Genomic DNA, 16,031 nt, shown 5'->3' with positions numbered 1-16,031 from the left:
CGGGCCCGGCCGCCCCGCCGCCTGACGCGATTGGTCCGCGCCGGGCGGCTCACGGCGTGGCCAGCGCCTCCGTGGGCGACAGCCCGGAGGCCCGTACGGCCGGATAGAGCCCGGCCAGCGCGCCGATGGCGAGTGTGGCGCCGATCCCCCCGGAGACCGCCCACAGCGGTACCACCGAGGGCCAGCCCTGATAGACCGCGTATCCGGCGGTCACCCCGGAGCCCAGGACCGCCCCGCCGAGCCCGCCGAGGGCCGACAGCAGCAGCGACTCCGCCAGGAACTGGATCCGGACCTGGCCCCGGGTCGCCCCGAGGGAGCGGCGGAGCCCGATCTCGGATCTGCGCTCCAGTACCGAGATCACCATGGTGTTGGCCACCCCGACCCCGCCGACCAGCAGGGCGACCGCCCCCAGGCCCAGCAGCAGGGCGGTGAACGCCTGGTCCGCCGCCTGCCGCGCGGCCAGTGCGTCCGAGGGGCGGGAGACGTCGACCTCGCTCGGCGCCTCCGGGTTGGCGGTCGACCCGAGGACGTCCCGGACGCTCTCCACCTCGGAGTCGGCGGACCGCGCGTAGACGGTGGTCGGACGGCCGTCGAAGGTCAGCGCCGACTTCGCCACCGGCCAGCCGATCAGGGCCGCCTCGTCCAGTTCGGGGGCGAGCGCCGCGGGGGCGAGGACCCCGACGACGGTGAACATCCGGTCGCCGACCAGGATCTGCACATCGGGTCCGGGGCGGCCGATGCCGAGCCGCTCGGCGGCGGCGGACCCGAGGACGACCGCCGGATAGCGGCCGGTCGCCGCGTTCAGCCAGGTACCGGTACGCAGCTCGGCCGCCACGGTCTCCAGCAGGTTCGTCCGGACCGCGTAGGCGGTCAGCCCGTTCGTCCGCGCCTTGGGGATCTTCCCGGTCCGGAAGATCTTCGTCTCCGGCACCTCCCCGATCGCCGACACCTCGTTCACGGGGGCGATCCGGCCGACCATGGCCTCGGCCTCCACCGGCAGCCGGGCCTCGTCGCCGGTGAGCGTCTTGCCGGGCGCGACGGTGAGCAGATTGGTGCCGAGGGCGCTCAGCCGCCGGTCCAGCTCCGCCCGGGACGACGAGGAGATGCCCACCACCGCGACCATCGCGGCGATACCGATGGCGATGCCCAGGGCCGACAGGAAGGCGCGCAGGGGGCGGGTCCGCAGGCCGACCGCCCCGACCCGCAGCACATCGCCGGGGCCCAGCCGCGCGGGCCGCAGTTCCCGGGTGTCGCTCCGCCGTGCGCGGCGGGCGCGGCGGGTGCCGCCGGGGGCCGGGTCCCGGGGGAGCGATCCGTCCCCGGCCGGTGCCGGGGGCCGGAGGCCGGTCCTGGGGTTCGTCCGCGGGCTCACCGGTACGCCCCTGTGGTGTCGCCCCGGCCGTCCGGTCCGAGCCGCCCGACCGGGTCGTACGGGCCGTCCGGCTCCGCACCGCCCGGCCCCCGGCCGCGCCGCTCCGGACCGCCGGGGAGCGGCGCGCCCTGAGCCGGGTTCTCCGTACGGGTGTCCGCGACCATCAGCCCGTCCCGCAGCAGCACCTGCCGGGGCAGCGACGCCGCGATCTCCCGGTCGTGGGTGATCACCAGAACGGTGGTACCCGCCCGGTTCAGCTCCCGCAGCAGCCGCATCACCCCGGCGCCGGAGACCGAGTCCAGCGCGCCCGTCGGCTCGTCGGCGAGGAGCAGCGGGGGATCCCCCGCCACGGCGCGGGCGATGGCCACCCGCTGTTTTTCGCCACCCGACAGCTCGTGGGGCTCGTGGTCCGTACGGTGTCCCAGGCCGACCCGCCCCAGCGCGCTCGCGGCCCGCCGCCGGCGCTCCGCCGGACGCAGCCCGCTGTACAGCAGCCCGTCCGCGACGTTCTCCAGCGCCGTGGTCCCGGCCGCCAGATGGAAGTGCTGGAAGACGAAGCCGATCCGGCCCGCCCGCAGGGCGGAGAGCCTGCGGTCGCTCAGCGCCCCGACGTCGTACCCGTCGATCCGTACCCGCCCCGTCGACGGCCGGTCCAGTGTGCCGAGGACGTGCAGCATCGTGGACTTCCCCGAGCCGGACGGGCCGACGATCCCGACCAGTTCGCCCCGGCCTATCCGGAGCGACACCCCGGCGAGCGCCGTCACCCCGCCCGGGTACATCTTGGTCACCTCCGTCAGTTCGATCACTTGGGCATCCCCACGATCGCCCCCTCCGTGACCCCGTCCCCGGAGATCTCCACCCGGCCCTCCGCGAACAGGCCCGTGGTCACCGGCAGATAGGTCGACGTGGTGCCGGAGACGACCTCCAGCCCGAAACCGCCGCCGGTGAAGGCCAGCAGGGCCGCGACGGGAACGCTGAGGACGTTCTTCCGGGTGCCCGCGACGAACTCGACGTCCACCGAGGCCGAGCTGAACCCCTCGGCGGCCCGCTGGGCCTTGGCCCCGCTCAGCGCGATGACGGCCTCGATCTTCGTGCTCGCCTCCTCCTGCCCGGTGGCGGGTTCCAGTACGGTGGCGACGCTCGCGACCCGGCCCGGGACCCGCCGGTCGTTCGGCAGTACGACGGTGACCTCGCGGCCCTTCTTCACCAGCCGCAGATGTTCGGGCTCCAGCTCGACCGTGACGGCCTGCGCGGTCCCCGTGTACGTGAGGACCTGGGCCCCCGGCTGGACGGCGCCGCCCTTCGCGGCGTTGACCCCGTCGACCCGGATCGCGGCCGGGGTGAATACCACCCGCCCCAGGTCGACCGCACCGGTCTCCGTCAGACCGAGGTCCTCCTGCCACTCCCTCACGGCGTCGGCGGTGGCGTCGGTGAACTCGTCGTCCACGGTGAAGCCGGTGTACCCCAGCTCCCGCAGATTCCGTTCGAACTGGCGGACGTCCTCGCCCTCGACGCCCTCCTTCAGGGCGCGGTAGGCGGGCAGGGAGCCGTACAGCAGGGTGACCGGCTGGTCGTCCACCGTGTAGAGGGGCTGCCCCCGGGTGATCCGCTTGCCGCTCTCCGGTACGGCGGTGACCGTGCCGGAGACCCGGCTGGTGACGGTGGCCGAGGTGCCGTAGCCGAGAGCACCGTCCGCCGTCTGGATGTCGCGCAGGGTCTGCCGGGTCACCTTCGCCGTATTCGGCGGCAGCCCGGCCGACTCCCCGTCACCGGCGTCCGCGTCGTCGCCGATACCGAGCCCGGCGACGGCGAGCGCGCCCCCCGCGGCGAGCACCGTGAGTACGGCGGCGATCCGGCGGCCGTGCTTCCGGCGGCGCCGTCCGGCCCGCCCGGACGGCGCCGGGACGCCGCCCGGTTCGCCGTCCGGGCCGGATCCGGCCGTTCCGCCGGGCCCGGTCCCACCGGTCCGCCCGGCCGGACTGCCCGGTTCGTCCCGCCCGACGTCCTCGGTGTGGGCGGTGTTCCGGCTCCCACCGGGCCCATCAGCCCTATCGGCCCCACCCGTTCGGCCGGCCGGTCCGTCGCGGCGGTCCCCGCCCGGCGCGGATTCCGCGACTCCGTACGGCAGGCGGAGCCGGGCGGTCGTAGCGGCCGGACCGTCGGCGGACCCGCCGGGCTCCGTACCGTACGCGCCGGAACGGCCCGGCTCGGCTCCGCCGTGTCCGCCCGGCGACTCAGCCATTGAGTTCCTGCTTCCCCGCGCCCTTCGGCATCTCGCCCCGGCATTTCTCCTCGGCACCCTTGAAATCGGGGTCCTCGGTGATCCGGCCGTCGATCTGGATCCCGCCGCCCGACCGCGGGTCGGGGAACTCCTCGACCCCGTTGGTCCGCATGCACTGGGCGAACTTCCGCATGGACTCGGCCATCTTCGGATCCGGCTTCTTGCCGTCGGCCATGCCCTGGGGCTGGTACTTGCGGCATGCCTTCATCGCCTTCTCGGCCTTCTCCTTGGAAACCCCCTCCGCGCCGATCCGGATCCCGCCGTCCTCGGGGTCCGGGGCGTCGAGACCGTTCTCCCGCAGGCACTCCGCGAACTTCCGGGCCTTCTCCTCGTTGTCCGCGGGCACCGCGCCGTCCCCTTTTCCGTCAGCGCCCCCGTCCTTTCCGGCCGCGCCCTTCGCCGACGGGGCCGAGGCCACCTTCTCCTTGCCGCCGTCCGTTCCACAGCCGGTCAGCGCCAGTGCGAGAGCGGCCAGAACGGCCACCGTCCCGGTCGCCGGACCCCGGCGGGTGAGTGATCGCATCGTCGTGACTCCTCGTCCCGGAGCCGGTCGGTCCCGGCCCCTACGCCGACCGATGGAACGCCCCGGGAGGTTTCCGCCCCGTTTCCGGTCGGTCCGGCCCGACCGGGTCCGGTGGGGATCCGGCGCAAGGCCCGCGAACCCGGCAGGATCTCCAAGGGGCGGCCTAACGCGGTGGAAACGCGGCGGCGTCCACCATGACGATGAGTCCGACGACCACGGGGGTGTCGTCGGGACACACTGACCGGGGGAGGACGACCATGCGCGTACTGGTGGTGGAGGACGAGCCGAGGCTCGCGGACGCGATCGCCGAATGGCTGCGCGAGGAGACCCATGCCGTGGACGTCGTCCACGACGGCGCGGCGGCGCTGGAGCGCGTCGGCGTCAACGACTACGACGTCGTCGTCCTCGACCGGGATCTGCCGGTCGTCCACGGCGACGAGGTCTGCCGGGCCGTCGTGGGCACCGGCAGCACCGCCCGGGTGCTGATGCTCACCGCGGCGGCGGAGATCGCCGACCGGGTCGGCGGCCTCGGTATGGGCGCCGACGACTACCTCACCAAACCCTTCGCCTTCCCCGAACTCGCCGCCCGGGTCCTGGCGCTGGGCCGCCGCTCCCGGCCCGCGACGCCACCCGTGCTGCGCCGGGCCGGGATCACCCTCGACCCGGCGCGCCGCGAGGTGTTCCGGGACGGCCGCTACGTACCGCTGTCGCCCAAGGAGTTCGCGGTCCTCACCGAACTGCTGCGCGCCGAGGGGGCCGCGGTCTCCACCGAACAACTGCTGGAGAAGGCGTGGGACGAGCACGCCGACCCGTTCACGGGTGCCGTCCGGCTCGCCGTGCTCAAACTGCGGCGGAAGCTCGGCACGCCGCCGGTGGTGGAGACGGTGACCGGAACGGGGTACCGCATCGCATGACCCACGGTCAGAACACCACCGACGACCGGCATGACAGCCCGGACGCCCCCGACGCCCATGACGTACGGGACCGCGACTGCGGCACCGGCGCGAACGCCACGGGGTACGGGACCGGGGCGCGGTTATCCGGCCACCGGGCCCGGCGCCGAACACGCGGGACCGGCCGCGCACTCGCCCCCGGAACCCCGCCGGGCAACCGCCGGTTCCGGCTGCCGCGATCCGGGAAGCTGCCCCTGCGGGCCCGGCTGACGCTGATCTACGGCGGCCTGTTCATGGCCGCCGGGGTCGTGCTGCTCGGGGTGACGTACGTCCTCTTCGAGAACCAGCTCCCGAGGGGCGCCAAGCTCCTCGACACCGTCCAGAGACCGCCCGCCGGTACCGCGTCGCCCGGCCCGTTGCCGCCCGAGCAGCGGTACGTCGAGATCAACGGCGTACGGACCACGGCCCAGGACGGCGCGGTCGCCCTGAAGCGTCAGCAGGAGGCACTGAACGACGCGGCGGCCAGCAGCCTCCTCGGCCAGGGCGGACTGGTCCTGGTGGTCGTCGGCGGGGTCGCCGCCGGATTCGGCTGGCTGGTCGCCGGACGCGTACTGGCCCCGCTCCGCCAGGTCACCGAGACCGCGCGGCGGATCGCGGCCGCCCCCGCCGCCGGCCGGGGGCTGCATGAACGCATCGCGCTCTCCGGCCCCGAGGACGAGGTCAAGGATCTGGCGGACACCTTCGACACCATGATCGAACGGCTGGACCGCTCCTTCGACGGCCAGCGCCGCTTCGTCGCCAACGCCTCCCACGAGCTGCGTACCCCGCTCACCCTCGGCCGCGCCCTGGTGGAGGTGGCCATGCACCGCAGGGCCGCGTCCGACGACGTCCTGCGGCTCGGCGAGGACCTGCTGGAGATCAATCTCCGGCACGAGCGGCTGATCGGCGGACTGCTGCTGCTCGCCGACTCGGAGAACGAGGTCACCGAACGGCTGCCGGTCGACATGGCGGACATCGTGACCCATGTCGTCGGGCAGACCGCCGCCGAGGCCGGGGCGGCGGGCATCACCGTCAGCGAATCGGCCGCCGAGGCGCCCACCAGCGGCAACGCCCTGCTCCTGGAACGGATGGTGCACAACCTGGTGGAGAACGGGATCCGGCACAACACCGGCCCCGGCGGAACGTTACGCGTCGCCAGCCGGGCCCAGCCCGACGGCGGAGCGGTGGTGGAGGTGGTCAACACCGGTCCGCTCGTCGCCCCGTTCGACGTACCGACGCTCTTCGAACCCTTCCGGCGGCTCGGCCGCGACCGGGTGATCAGCGCCAAGGGCGCCGGGCTCGGTCTCTCCATCGCCCGCGCGGTGGCCCGGGCGCACGACGGCACGGTGACGGCCCGGCCCCGGGACGGCGGCGGCCTCGTGGTGACGGTGACCCTGCCCCCGTGACGCCCGAAGGGCCCGGCGCGCCGCGGTCACGCGCGGTGCGCGCGGGGCCGTCGTGGACCTGGTCACCCCGTCCTCCGGACCCCGTCCCGGCGGGCGGGGTCACCAGCCCCGGGCGCGCCACTCCGGCAGCCGCGGACGCTCCGCGCCCAAGGTGGTGTCCTTGCCGTGCCCCGGATAGACCCAGGTCTCGTCCGGCAGCCGGTCGAACAGCTTGCTCTCCACGTCCCCGATCAGCCGGGTGAACGCCTCCGCGTCCTGCCGGGTGTTGCCGACCCCGCCGGGGAAGAGGCAGTCGCCGGTAAAAACATGGGGGTGGCCGTGCGGATCGTCGTAGACCAGGGCGATCGAGCCCGGGGTGTGGCCCACCAGATGCCGGGCGGTCAGCCCGACCCGGCCGACGGTGATCACATCCCCGTCGTCCACCGGGACGTCGGTGGCCACCGGAATGCCCTCGGCGTCGTACCGGCCCGCGTACGTCCGCGCGCCCGTCGCCGCCACCACCTCCGCCAGCGCCTGCCAGTGGTCGCCGTGGCGGTGGGTCGTCACGACGGACGCGATCGAGTCGTCGCCGATCAGCGAGAGCAGCGTCCCGGCGTCGGCGGCGGCGTCGATCAGCAGCTGCTCCCCGGTGGCGCGGCAGCGCAGCAGATAGCTGTTGTTGTCCATGGGGCCGACCGCGACCTTGGAGATCATCAGATCCGTCAGCTCGTGCACATCCGCGGGCCCGCCGACCTTCACCACTCCGCTGTACGTCATACCCCGCAGCCTAAGGGCTGTCCCGTTACGGGGCCGGGGCGGGACGGACGCCGTCCGCGGGGACGGCGTCCGGAACGGCGCGTGGCCCGGTCGCTACAGCGGCGGCAGGGCGGGCGGGGCGGCCGGGGTGCCGTCCGCCGCCGCGGCCTTCAGCGCCGGGTCGTCCGTACGACGCCCGGCGAGCCAGCCCACCAGGGACGCCGCCGGCCCTTCGACGGTGAGCGCCTCCGGTCCGTCGGAACCGGCGGCCCGGCCCGTCGTCCAGCTCCCGAGGCCGCCGGCGGCGGTGATCAGCGTCGGCGGTACGTCGGGGTGGCCGGTGAAGCGCTCCGCGAGAAAGGCCGTCTCGCGCAGCAGGAACTCCTCGGGAAGGTCTTCGAGCACGACCCCGGCGTCGAGATCGACATGGTGGAGTTCGATCTCCACGAGCCTGCGGAAGGGGATCCGGGCGGCCCGGTCGGTGACCCCGTTGCGCAGGGCGACCGTACGGTTCCAGTCGGCGGGGCGGGCTCCCACGGCGGCCAGCCGGGCCGCGCTGTCGCGGATGTCGGCGAGCTGGACATCGAGCGGGCGGCCCGCGTCCCGCTCGATGTCGCTGTCGCGGGCCTCGGCGCTCGGGTACATGGGGCGTCCTTCGAGGACATTGACGAGCGCGTCGGCGTTTCTGGCGATATGGGCCAGTACGTGGCCCCGGGTCCAGCCCGGCAGGCGTGACGGCCCGGCGATTGCGGCGTTGTTCCCGGTGGCGCCGCCGGTACCGGCGTCGTCGCCGTCGAGGGTGCGGGCGGTGGCGAGCAGCCGATCGGTGGCCGTCCGCAGCAGGTCGAGGTCGCGCAGGGGATCGATCATGCGGTCGACCCTATTCCCGTCCGGGCCTTCGCCACACGATCGGGTGAAGACGGTTCCGGGCCGCGATAAATCGAATGCACGTGCTATAGCCTGGGGCGAGGCATCCTTGGTTGTCGGGCATCGGTACGGCGCGGGACCGGACGGCCCCGCCCGGCGGGGGAGTCCCCGTGAACCGCCCCGTCTCCCCGGTGGCCCCCGTAGGCTGGAAAGGTCCGGTCGGCGGCCGGTGCCGCCGTGCAGGACCAGATCACTCAAGAAAGGTGCGGACCCGGCGTGGCCGACCGTCTCATCGTTCGTGGCGCTCGCGAGCACAATCTCAAGAACGTCTCGCTCGACCTCCCCCGTGACTCGCTCATCGTGTTCACGGGGCTCTCGGGGTCGGGCAAGTCATCGCTCGCCTTCGACACGATCTTCGCCGAGGGCCAGCGCCGCTATGTGGAGTCCCTGTCGTCCTATGCCCGTCAGTTCCTGGGGCAGATGGACAAGCCGGACGTCGACTTCATCGAGGGCCTCTCCCCGGCGGTCTCGATCGACCAGAAGTCGACCTCGCGCAATCCGCGCTCCACGGTCGGCACCATCACCGAGGTCTACGACTACCTCCGGCTGCTCTTCGCCCGGATCGGCAAGCCCCACTGTCCCGAGTGCCGCCGCCCCATCTCCCGGCAGTCGCCGCAGGCGATCGTGGACCGGGTGCTGGAGCTGCCCGAGGGCAGCCGGTTCCAGGTGCTGTCGCCGCTGGTGCGCGAGCGCAAGGGCGAGTTCGTCGATCTCTTCGCCGATCTCCAGACCAAGGGCTACAGCCGGGCCCGGGTCGACGGGGCCACGATCCAGCTGGCCGAGCCGCCGAAGCTGAAGAAGCAGGAGAAGCACACCATCGAGGTGGTCGTCGACCGCCTGACGGTGAAGGGCAGCGCCAAGCGGCGGCTGACGGACTCGGTGGAGACCGCCCTCGGTCTCTCCGGCGGCATGGTCGTCCTCGACTTCGTCGATCTCCCGGAGGACGACCCCGAGCGCGAGCGGATGTTCTCGGAGCATCTGTACTGCCCCTACGACGACCTCTCCTTCGAGGAGCTGGAGCCCCGCTCCTTCTCCTTCAACTCGCCCTTCGGCGCCTGCCCGGACTGCACCGGTATCGGTACCCGGATGGAGGTCGACGCCGAGCTGATCGTCCCGGACCCGGACAAGTCCCTCGACGAGGGGGCGATCCACCCCTGGTCCCACGGGCACACCAAGGAGTACTTCGGGCGGCTGATCGGCGGGCTCGCGGACGCCCTGGGCTTCGCCACCGACATGCCGTGGGGCGGGCTGCCGCAGCGGGCCAAGAAGGCGCTGCTGTACGGCCACAAGACCCAGGTCGAGGTCCGCTACCGCAATCGGTACGGGCGCGAACGCGCCTACACCACGCCCGCCTTCGAAGGCGCCGTGCAGTTCGTCCGGCGGCGGCACCAGGAGGCGGAGAGCGACTCCAGCCGTGAGCGCTTCGAGGGCTATATGCGCGAGGTGCCCTGCCCCACCTGCGAGGGGACCCGGCTGAAGCCCGTCGTCCTGGCGGTGACGGTGATGGAGCGCTCCATCGCCGAGGTCTCGGGGATGTCGATCAGTGAGTGCGCCGAGTTCCTGGGGCGGCTGAAGCTGACCGCCCGTGACAAGAAGATCGCCGAGCGGGTGCTCAAGGAGGTCAACGAGCGGCTGCGGTTCCTGGTCGACGTCGGTCTCGACTATCTCTCCCTCAACCGGGCCGCGGGCACCCTGTCCGGCGGCGAGGCCCAGCGGATCCGGCTGGCCACCCAGATCGGGTCGGGTCTGGTCGGGGTGCTCTACGTCCTGGACGAGCCCTCCATCGGCCTCCACCAGCGGGACAACCACCGGCTGATCGAGACCCTGGTCCGGCTCCGGGACATGGGCAACACCCTGATCGTCGTGGAGCACGACGAGGACACCATCAAGGTGGCCGACTGGGTGGTCGACATCGGCCCCGGCGCCGGAGAGCACGGCGGCAAGGTGGTCCACTCGGGCCCGCTGGCCGAGCTGCTGGCCAACGACGCCTCGGCGACCGGCCAGTACCTCGCGGGCAAGAAGGCGATCCCCACGCCCGATCTGCGCCGCCCGGCCGACCCGGCCCGGCGGATCACGGTCCGCGGCGCCCGGGAGAACAACCTCAGGGACATCGACGTCTCGTTCCCGCTCGGGGTCTTCACCGCCGTCACCGGAGTCTCGGGCTCGGGTAAGTCCACCCTGGTCAACGACATCCTCTACACCCATCTGGCGCGTGAGCTGAACGGCGCCAAGTCGGTCCCGGGGCGGCACACCCGGGTCGACGGCGACGACCTCGTGGACAAGGTCGTCCATGTCGACCAGTCGCCCATCGGCCGTACGCCCCGCTCCAACCCGGCGACGTACACGGGCGTCTTCGACCATGTCCGCAGGCTCTTCGCCGAGACGATGGAGGCGAAGGTCCGGGGTTATCAGCCCGGCCGGTTCTCCTTCAACGTCAAGGGCGGCCGCTGCGAGAACTGCTCCGGCGACGGCACGATCAAGATCGAGATGAACTTCCTGCCGGACGTCTACGTCCCGTGCGAGGTCTGCCACGGCGCGCGGTACAACCGCGAGACGCTGGAGGTCCACTACAAGGGCAAGTCGATCGCCGAGGTGCTCGACATGCCGATCGAGGAGGCCCTCGGCTTCTTCGAGGCGGTGCCGACGATCGCCCGTCACCTCAAGACGCTCAACGAGGTCGGGCTGGGCTACGTCCGGCTCGGCCAGCCCGCGACGACGCTCTCCGGCGGCGAGGCCCAGCGCGTCAAGCTCGCCTCCGAGCTGCAGAAGCGGTCCACCGGGCGGACGGTCTACGTCCTCGACGAGCCGACCACCGGTCTCCACTTCGAGGACATCAGCAAGCTGATCACGGTCCTCTCGGGCCTGGTCGACAAGGGCAATACGGTCATCGTCATCGAGCACAACCTCGATGTGATCAAGACCGCCGACTGGGTCGTCGACATGGGCCCCGAGGGCGGCAGCGGCGGCGGTCTGGTGGTCGCCGAGGGCACCCCCGAGGAGGTCGCGGGCGTCCCCGCCAGCCATACCGGCAAGTTCCTGCGGGACATCCTCGACCCCGAGCGGGTCAGCGACGCGGCCGTGCCCCGGGCCCGGACGGCGCCCAGGAAGCGCGCCGCGAAGAAGGCGACGCCCCGCGCCCGCAAGGCGTCGTGACCGGGCGGCCGTGAGCCGCCGAAGGGCCCGTACGGACTTTCGTACGGGCCCTTCGGCGTCCACGGAGGCGGTCCGGAGCCGCCTGAAGGCCCCGGACTCGTACGCGGGGAACCCGGCGGCGGGGCCGTCAGCCGAGTTCCGCGGCGTACGGAGGCTCCGCGCCCGGCCTGGAACAGGTCACGGCCGCCGCGCGGGCCGCCAGACCGAGGACCTCGCGCCAGCCGTCCCCGCCCAGCGCGGCCGGGCCCGCCGCCGACAGCGCGTCCCGGGCGGCCAGCCCGTGGAGCAGGGCCGCGTTCACGGTGTCACCGGCGCCGATGGTGTCGGCGACGGCCACCGGCACGGCCGGGACCGAGACCTCCGTACCGCTCCGGGTACGGACCGTGAGCCCGCCCGCGCCCCGGGTCAGCACCACCGCGTCCGGCCCCTCCGGCACCCCGCCCAGCCACTCCGCGTCCTCCTCGGAGAGCTTCAGCACCGAGACGTACGGCAGCCAGGACCGGAACCGCTTCCGATAGGCGTCGGCGTCCGGGATCAGCGGCGGCCGCACATTGGGATCCAGCAGGACGCACCGGCCCAGCCCGGCCTCCCGCAGCAGGAGCGCCTCATAGGCCGAAGCGCCCGGCTCCAGGACGAGGGAGCAGGTCCCGAAGGCGACGGCCCGGGTCCCCTCCGGCAGCGGCGGCGGCAGTTCGAACAGCCGGTCCGCGGTGCCCCGGGCGTAGAACGCGTACCCCGCCGAACCGTCCGCCCCCACCGACGCGACCGCCAGCGTCGTCGGCTCGGGACCCCGGACCACGAGGGACGTGTCCACCCCCGCCGAGACGAGCCCGCCCAGCAGCGCGTCCCCGAAGCCGTCCGAGGAGATCCGGGAGCAGAACGCGGCCGGAGCGCCCAGCCGCCCCAGGGCGATCGCGGTGTTGTACGGTCCGCCGCCCGGTCTCGGCGCCAGCGGCGGAAGCGGTCCGTCCGCCTCCCGGGCTGACACGGGGACCAGGTCGATCAGAGCCTCACCGGCGACGACGATCATGGTCCCGAACGTACTCCATGATCCGTCCGCGCCCCGGAGAGCCCGTTCGCGCCCCGGGGCAGCCCGGACGAGGGCCGCCGGGGACGCGCCGGTATCGTCGGATCCGTCACCGTCGGCCGGACCGGCGGCGGACCCGGGCTGCCCGGGACCGCGCCCGACCGGCCGTCCGTACGCCCGACCCACCCGGTCCGGCCGCCCCGTACGCCCGGCCCTCCCCGAACCGTGGAGCCTCCATGTCCGCCACCCCCTCCGCCCGCCGTACCGTGCTGAAAGGCGCCGCCCTCGCCGGAGCCGCCGGTCTGGGGGTCGCCGCCTGCTCCACCGAGTCCAAGCTGGGCCGCGCCCAGGTCCCCACGCCCACCGCGCCCGTCGACCTCGGCGCGGCCGACGCGGTACCGGTCGGCGGCGCCCGGCTCTACCGCGAGCAGCGGCTGGTGGTGAGCTGTCCGGCGAAGGGGGAGTACAAGGCGTTCAGCGCCCAGTGCACCCACGCGGGCTGCGCCCTCGACAAGGTCGAAGGCGTGGAGGGCAACTGCCCCTGCCACGGCAGCCGGTTCGACGTCACCACCGGCCAGGCCCTGAACGGTCCGGCGACCGTACCGCTGCCGCAGGTCCCGGTCACGGTCCGGGACGGCAGGCTGATCGCGGGCCCGGACGCCTGAGCCGCCGTACCGCCCAGCCCGCCCGCCGTCCGCCCGGCCCCGGACCGTACGGCCGCCGTCACTCCCAGTCCCAGTCGATGCCCAGGATCCCCGGGCGCACCCCCTGCTCCACCAGATGGACCGTACGGTGGCGGCCACTGAGGGTCAGATCCGTCCGGCCGCCGCGCGGAGCACCGGTCGTGGCCTGGGCGAACCGTCTGCAGCGCACCGGCAGCGCGCCCTCGTCGAACCGGACCTGGAGCACGTACTGGCCGCCCGCGTAGGTGAAGCCCCGGACGTACTCGGCGCTGGGACCGCCCGTACCGTCCTCGAAGCCGTAGCCGAAGAAGTACGTGTCACCGGCCCGCAGCCGGGCGTCGAACAGTAATTCGGCGACCACGATGGCGCTCTCGCGGTGCCGGCGGACCCGCCCCGTACGGCAGTTCTCCAGCGCGCTGACCCGGACCCGGGCCGGATCGCAGCCCGGGTCGCCGTGGTGGATCGCCAGACAGCGGTCGACGCCGTCGCGGTGGGCCCGCACCACATGCCGGGAGTCCCGGCCCAGCAACTCCCGGGCGGCCCCGATCCGGACCCGCTCGTGATGGCCGACCGTGTGCAGTCCGGCGTCCGCCGGGGACTCCAGATCCGCCAGCAGCGCCTCCACGGTGTCCGACACCTCCAGCAGGGACCGGTACGAGCGGGACGGCGGGCGCTCCACCTCGGCGGACTCGCTGACCCCCAGCAGCCGGGTCAGGGAGTTGCCCGGCAGATCGAGTACCTCCTCCAGCGCCCGGACGGCCCGCAGCGACTCGGGCCGCTGGGGCCGCCGGGCGCCCTGCTGCCAGTAGCTGAGGCTGGTGACGCCCACCTTGATGCCCCGGTGGGCGAGATGGTGCTGGACGCGCTGGAGCGGCAGCCCGCGCACCGAGAGCGCGGCCCGCAGCGCCAGATGGAACGGGCCGGTGTGCAGTACCTGTTTCAGATCGGCCTCGGTGTGACCCATGGGAACCTCCAGCGGTATCGCGTCGGGCGGACGCGGCGGGGCGCTGCCCGCCGCACCCGTGCGCGGGTCCGTGGACCGTACCGGCGAAGGGGCCCGGCCGGCGGCGGGGCCCGCGCAGGGGCCGCACGGCGACCGGTGAACGTTCACGGCCCCCGCCGCCTCCGCCCGGGTCGGGGCACGGCGGCGCAGGTGGGGCAGGGGTAGCCGTTCACACCGCGGCCGTCACGTTCACAGCGCCGTGTCCCCCGCATTGAAGCGTGTTGACCTGCCCCCGACAAGGTTGGACGCTCGACGGGCAGCGTCCGGACGCGCTCCTCCACTCCCACCCTCTCCCCTCGGGAGGAACGCGAATGAGCAACACAAGGAGACGGCTCGCCGCCACGGCGGCCGTGCTCGCCGCGGTCGTCACCCTTCCGCTGTCGGCCGCGACGGCGGCCCCGGCCGCACCCCCGTCCCCCGCGCCCGCCGCGGCGGCCCCGGCCGATCCCGGCGCCCTCGCCGTGAAGCGGCTCAACATCACCATGCAGGCCCAGGAGAAGACGAACTGGTGCTGGGCCGCCGCGGGCAACACCATCGCCTCCTACTACGGGCGCAACTACTCCCAGAACCAGTTCTGCAACGCCGCCTTCAACCGGCAGCAGAACACCCAGTGCCCCAACAACCAGGCCACCCTCGGCACCGTGCAGACCGGGCTGCGCTGGGCGGGCATCAGCCCCGGCTCGTACATCGGGGACTGGCTGCGCTACACCGCCGTCCAGACCGAGATCAACTCCAACCGGCCGATAGAGACCCGGATCCAGTGGTCCAGCGGCGGCGGCCATATGCATGTGATCTACGGCTACGACACCGCGAACAACTGGGTCTACTGGGCCGACCCCTGGCCCTCCAGCTCGCGCTACAACTGGGCCTCGCACGCCTGGTACGTCAACAACGGGTCCTTCTCCTGGACCCACTCGCTGTACCGGATCGGAGCGTGAGCGCGATGCAGCGGACCCCCCTCACCGGCCACCCCGCCCCCACCGCCGACAGCGTTCCCGGGACCGGGCACCGCAGGGCGGCCCTCGTCGCGGGCGCCGCCGCCTGCCTGGCCTTCGGAGCACTCGGCACCTTCACCGGTACGGCCTCCGCCGCCGGGCCGGTCCCGGCGCCCGCCCCGGCGGCGGCGGGCGATCTGACGGCGGCCAGGGCCGCCGCCACCTCCCCGGCCACCCTCGACACGCTCTCCCGGTTCTTCTCCCAGGACGGCGCGGTGGCCCGGACGGCCGCCGAGCCCCGGCCGGACGGCGCCACCGTGCCCGTCTACGTGCTCTCCCCGGCCTTCGTGGCGGGCAAGGCGGGCGCCCCGGTGGCCGAGACGCAGTTCCTGGCCACCCCTGCCGTCGCGTCCGACGGGCAGAAGGCGTCGGTCTGGGCGGCCAGGACCGGCTCCGGCTGGCAGGTGGTGAACATCGCCACCGGCGACGACGAGTTCCGTTACGCCCGGGCGGGCGCCGCGAAGCTGCCCGGCGGGACGGTCTTCCGCGAGCCCCAGACGGACGCCTGGTACGTCACCGGGAGCGGCCGGGTCCTGCCGCTCGACCAGGACGCCGTCAAGGCCGTCGGGGCGAAGGGGACCACCGTCGCCGCCTACCGGAACCGGGTCACCGCGGCCTACGGGGACAAGCTGCCCGGCTCCCCGTACGCCAAGAAGGGCGCGGCGGGCGGCTACGCGGCCCCCGCGGCGGCTCCGGAGCGGGCGGCCGGCACCGGCCCGGGCGGCGGCTCCGGCGGCGGGGACGACAGCACCACCGCCGTCGCGGCCGGGACCGGCGGTCTGGTCGCCCTCGCCCTCGCCGGGATCGCCGCCCGGCGACTGCGCCGGACCCGGGAGGTCTGACCCCGGTCCGGAGCGCTGTGGCGGGGTGGTGGGGCACCCCGTCACCACGGCGGCCGGCCGCGCGGTCAGGTTCTGTGCTACGGTTCAAAACATGACCGAGCGGTCCGGTTAACCGGCCGGAGCGTACGGGAACCCCTACCCGCTGTATCCGA

14 protein-coding genes are annotated in these 16,031 nt (G+C 73.7%); 6 read left to right on the top strand and 8 right to left on the bottom strand.

What is annotated here, in order from left to right:
• Positions 1-49: 49 nt before the first annotated feature.
• The 4 genes from AB0G74_RS25045 to AB0G74_RS25030 all read right to left on the bottom strand — a co-directional run bounded on the left by AB0G74_RS25045 (position 50) and on the right by AB0G74_RS25030 (position 4,176).
• Positions 50-1,240, bottom strand: coding sequence for an ABC transporter permease (locus tag AB0G74_RS25045; protein WP_361150293.1), 1,191 nt, complete (start codon positions 1,238-1,240; stop codon positions 50-52).
• Between the two features lie 128 nt (positions 1,241-1,368).
• The gene (locus AB0G74_RS25040; protein ID WP_361150204.1) at positions 1,369-2,178 is read right to left on the bottom strand and encodes an ABC transporter ATP-binding protein; all 810 of its coding nucleotides are present in this window, start codon (positions 2,176-2,178) and stop codon (positions 1,369-1,371) included.
• Positions 2,175-3,614 carry a peptidoglycan-binding protein gene (locus AB0G74_RS25035; RefSeq protein WP_361150202.1) on the bottom strand — a complete coding sequence of 480 codons (1,440 nt, stop codon included), beginning with the start codon at positions 3,612-3,614 and terminating at the stop codon, positions 2,175-2,177. The genes AB0G74_RS25040 and AB0G74_RS25035 overlap by 4 nt, the downstream gene beginning before the upstream one ends.
• Complete coding sequence (locus tag AB0G74_RS25030; RefSeq protein WP_361150199.1) at positions 3,607-4,176, bottom strand: hypothetical protein; 570 nt, start codon at positions 4,174-4,176, stop codon at positions 3,607-3,609. Before AB0G74_RS25030 ends, AB0G74_RS25035 begins: the two co-directional genes overlap by 8 nt.
• Before the next feature lie 257 nt (positions 4,177-4,433).
• Here AB0G74_RS25030 and AB0G74_RS25025 point away from each other — a divergent pair, with 257 nt between their 5' ends.
• Entirely contained in the window at positions 4,434-5,090 is a 657-nt protein-coding gene (locus tag AB0G74_RS25025) for a response regulator transcription factor (protein WP_358823675.1), read from the top strand.
• Positions 5,087-6,514 carry a HAMP domain-containing sensor histidine kinase gene (locus AB0G74_RS25020; protein ID WP_361150196.1) on the top strand — a complete coding sequence of 476 codons (1,428 nt, stop codon included), beginning with the start codon at positions 5,087-5,089 and terminating at the stop codon, positions 6,512-6,514. The genes AB0G74_RS25025 and AB0G74_RS25020 overlap by 4 nt, the downstream gene beginning before the upstream one ends.
• Before the next feature lie 99 nt (positions 6,515-6,613).
• On the opposite strand, the gene AB0G74_RS25015 is transcribed toward AB0G74_RS25020, so the two are convergent.
• Positions 6,614-7,270, bottom strand: a complete 657-nt coding sequence (locus tag AB0G74_RS25015) for an MBL fold metallo-hydrolase (protein WP_361150194.1) — start codon at positions 7,268-7,270, stop codon at positions 6,614-6,616.
• A 93-nt stretch (positions 7,271-7,363) separates the two neighbouring features.
• On the bottom strand, positions 7,364-8,119 hold the full coding sequence (locus AB0G74_RS25010; protein WP_361150192.1) for a maleylpyruvate isomerase family mycothiol-dependent enzyme: 756 nt from the start codon (positions 8,117-8,119) through the stop codon (positions 7,364-7,366).
• A gap of 273 nt (positions 8,120-8,392) precedes the next feature.
• Between AB0G74_RS25010 and uvrA the strand changes: the two genes are divergently transcribed.
• Complete coding sequence (gene uvrA, locus AB0G74_RS25005) at positions 8,393-11,329, top strand: excinuclease ABC subunit UvrA (RefSeq protein WP_361150190.1); 2,937 nt, start codon at positions 8,393-8,395, stop codon at positions 11,327-11,329.
• 127 nt (positions 11,330-11,456) lie between these two features.
• Here the strand turns inward: uvrA and AB0G74_RS25000 are convergent, their stop codons facing one another.
• Positions 11,457-12,359 (bottom strand): carbohydrate kinase, encoded by a 903-nt coding sequence (locus AB0G74_RS25000; protein ID WP_361150188.1) that lies wholly within the window; start codon positions 12,357-12,359, stop codon positions 11,457-11,459.
• A 233-nt stretch (positions 12,360-12,592) separates the two neighbouring features.
• Here AB0G74_RS25000 and AB0G74_RS24995 point away from each other — a divergent pair, with 233 nt between their 5' ends.
• Positions 12,593-13,021 (top strand): Rieske (2Fe-2S) protein, encoded by a 429-nt coding sequence (locus AB0G74_RS24995; protein WP_361150186.1) that lies wholly within the window; start codon positions 12,593-12,595, stop codon positions 13,019-13,021.
• Positions 13,022-13,079: 58 nt separating this feature from the next.
• Here the strand turns inward: AB0G74_RS24995 and AB0G74_RS24990 are convergent, their stop codons facing one another.
• Complete coding sequence (locus tag AB0G74_RS24990; RefSeq protein WP_361150184.1) at positions 13,080-14,003, bottom strand: hypothetical protein; 924 nt, start codon at positions 14,001-14,003, stop codon at positions 13,080-13,082.
• A 350-nt stretch (positions 14,004-14,353) separates the two neighbouring features.
• On the opposite strand from AB0G74_RS24990, the gene AB0G74_RS24985 reads away from it, so the two are divergent.
• Both AB0G74_RS24985 and AB0G74_RS24980 read left to right on the top strand, forming a co-directional pair.
• Positions 14,354-14,980 (top strand): papain-like cysteine protease family protein, encoded by a 627-nt coding sequence (locus AB0G74_RS24985; protein WP_361150182.1) that lies wholly within the window; start codon positions 14,354-14,356, stop codon positions 14,978-14,980.
• Between the two features lie 5 nt (positions 14,981-14,985).
• Positions 14,986-15,879, top strand: a complete 894-nt coding sequence (locus AB0G74_RS24980; protein WP_361150180.1) for a hypothetical protein — start codon at positions 14,986-14,988, stop codon at positions 15,877-15,879.
• Positions 15,880-16,031: the final 152 nt, after the last annotated feature.

This window comes from Streptomyces sp. NPDC020875 (assembly GCF_040641415.1).
In the GTDB taxonomy this organism is placed as follows: Bacteria; Actinomycetota; Actinomycetes; order Streptomycetales; family Streptomycetaceae; genus Streptomyces.
This window is presented reverse-complemented; position numbering and strand designations above follow the sequence as displayed.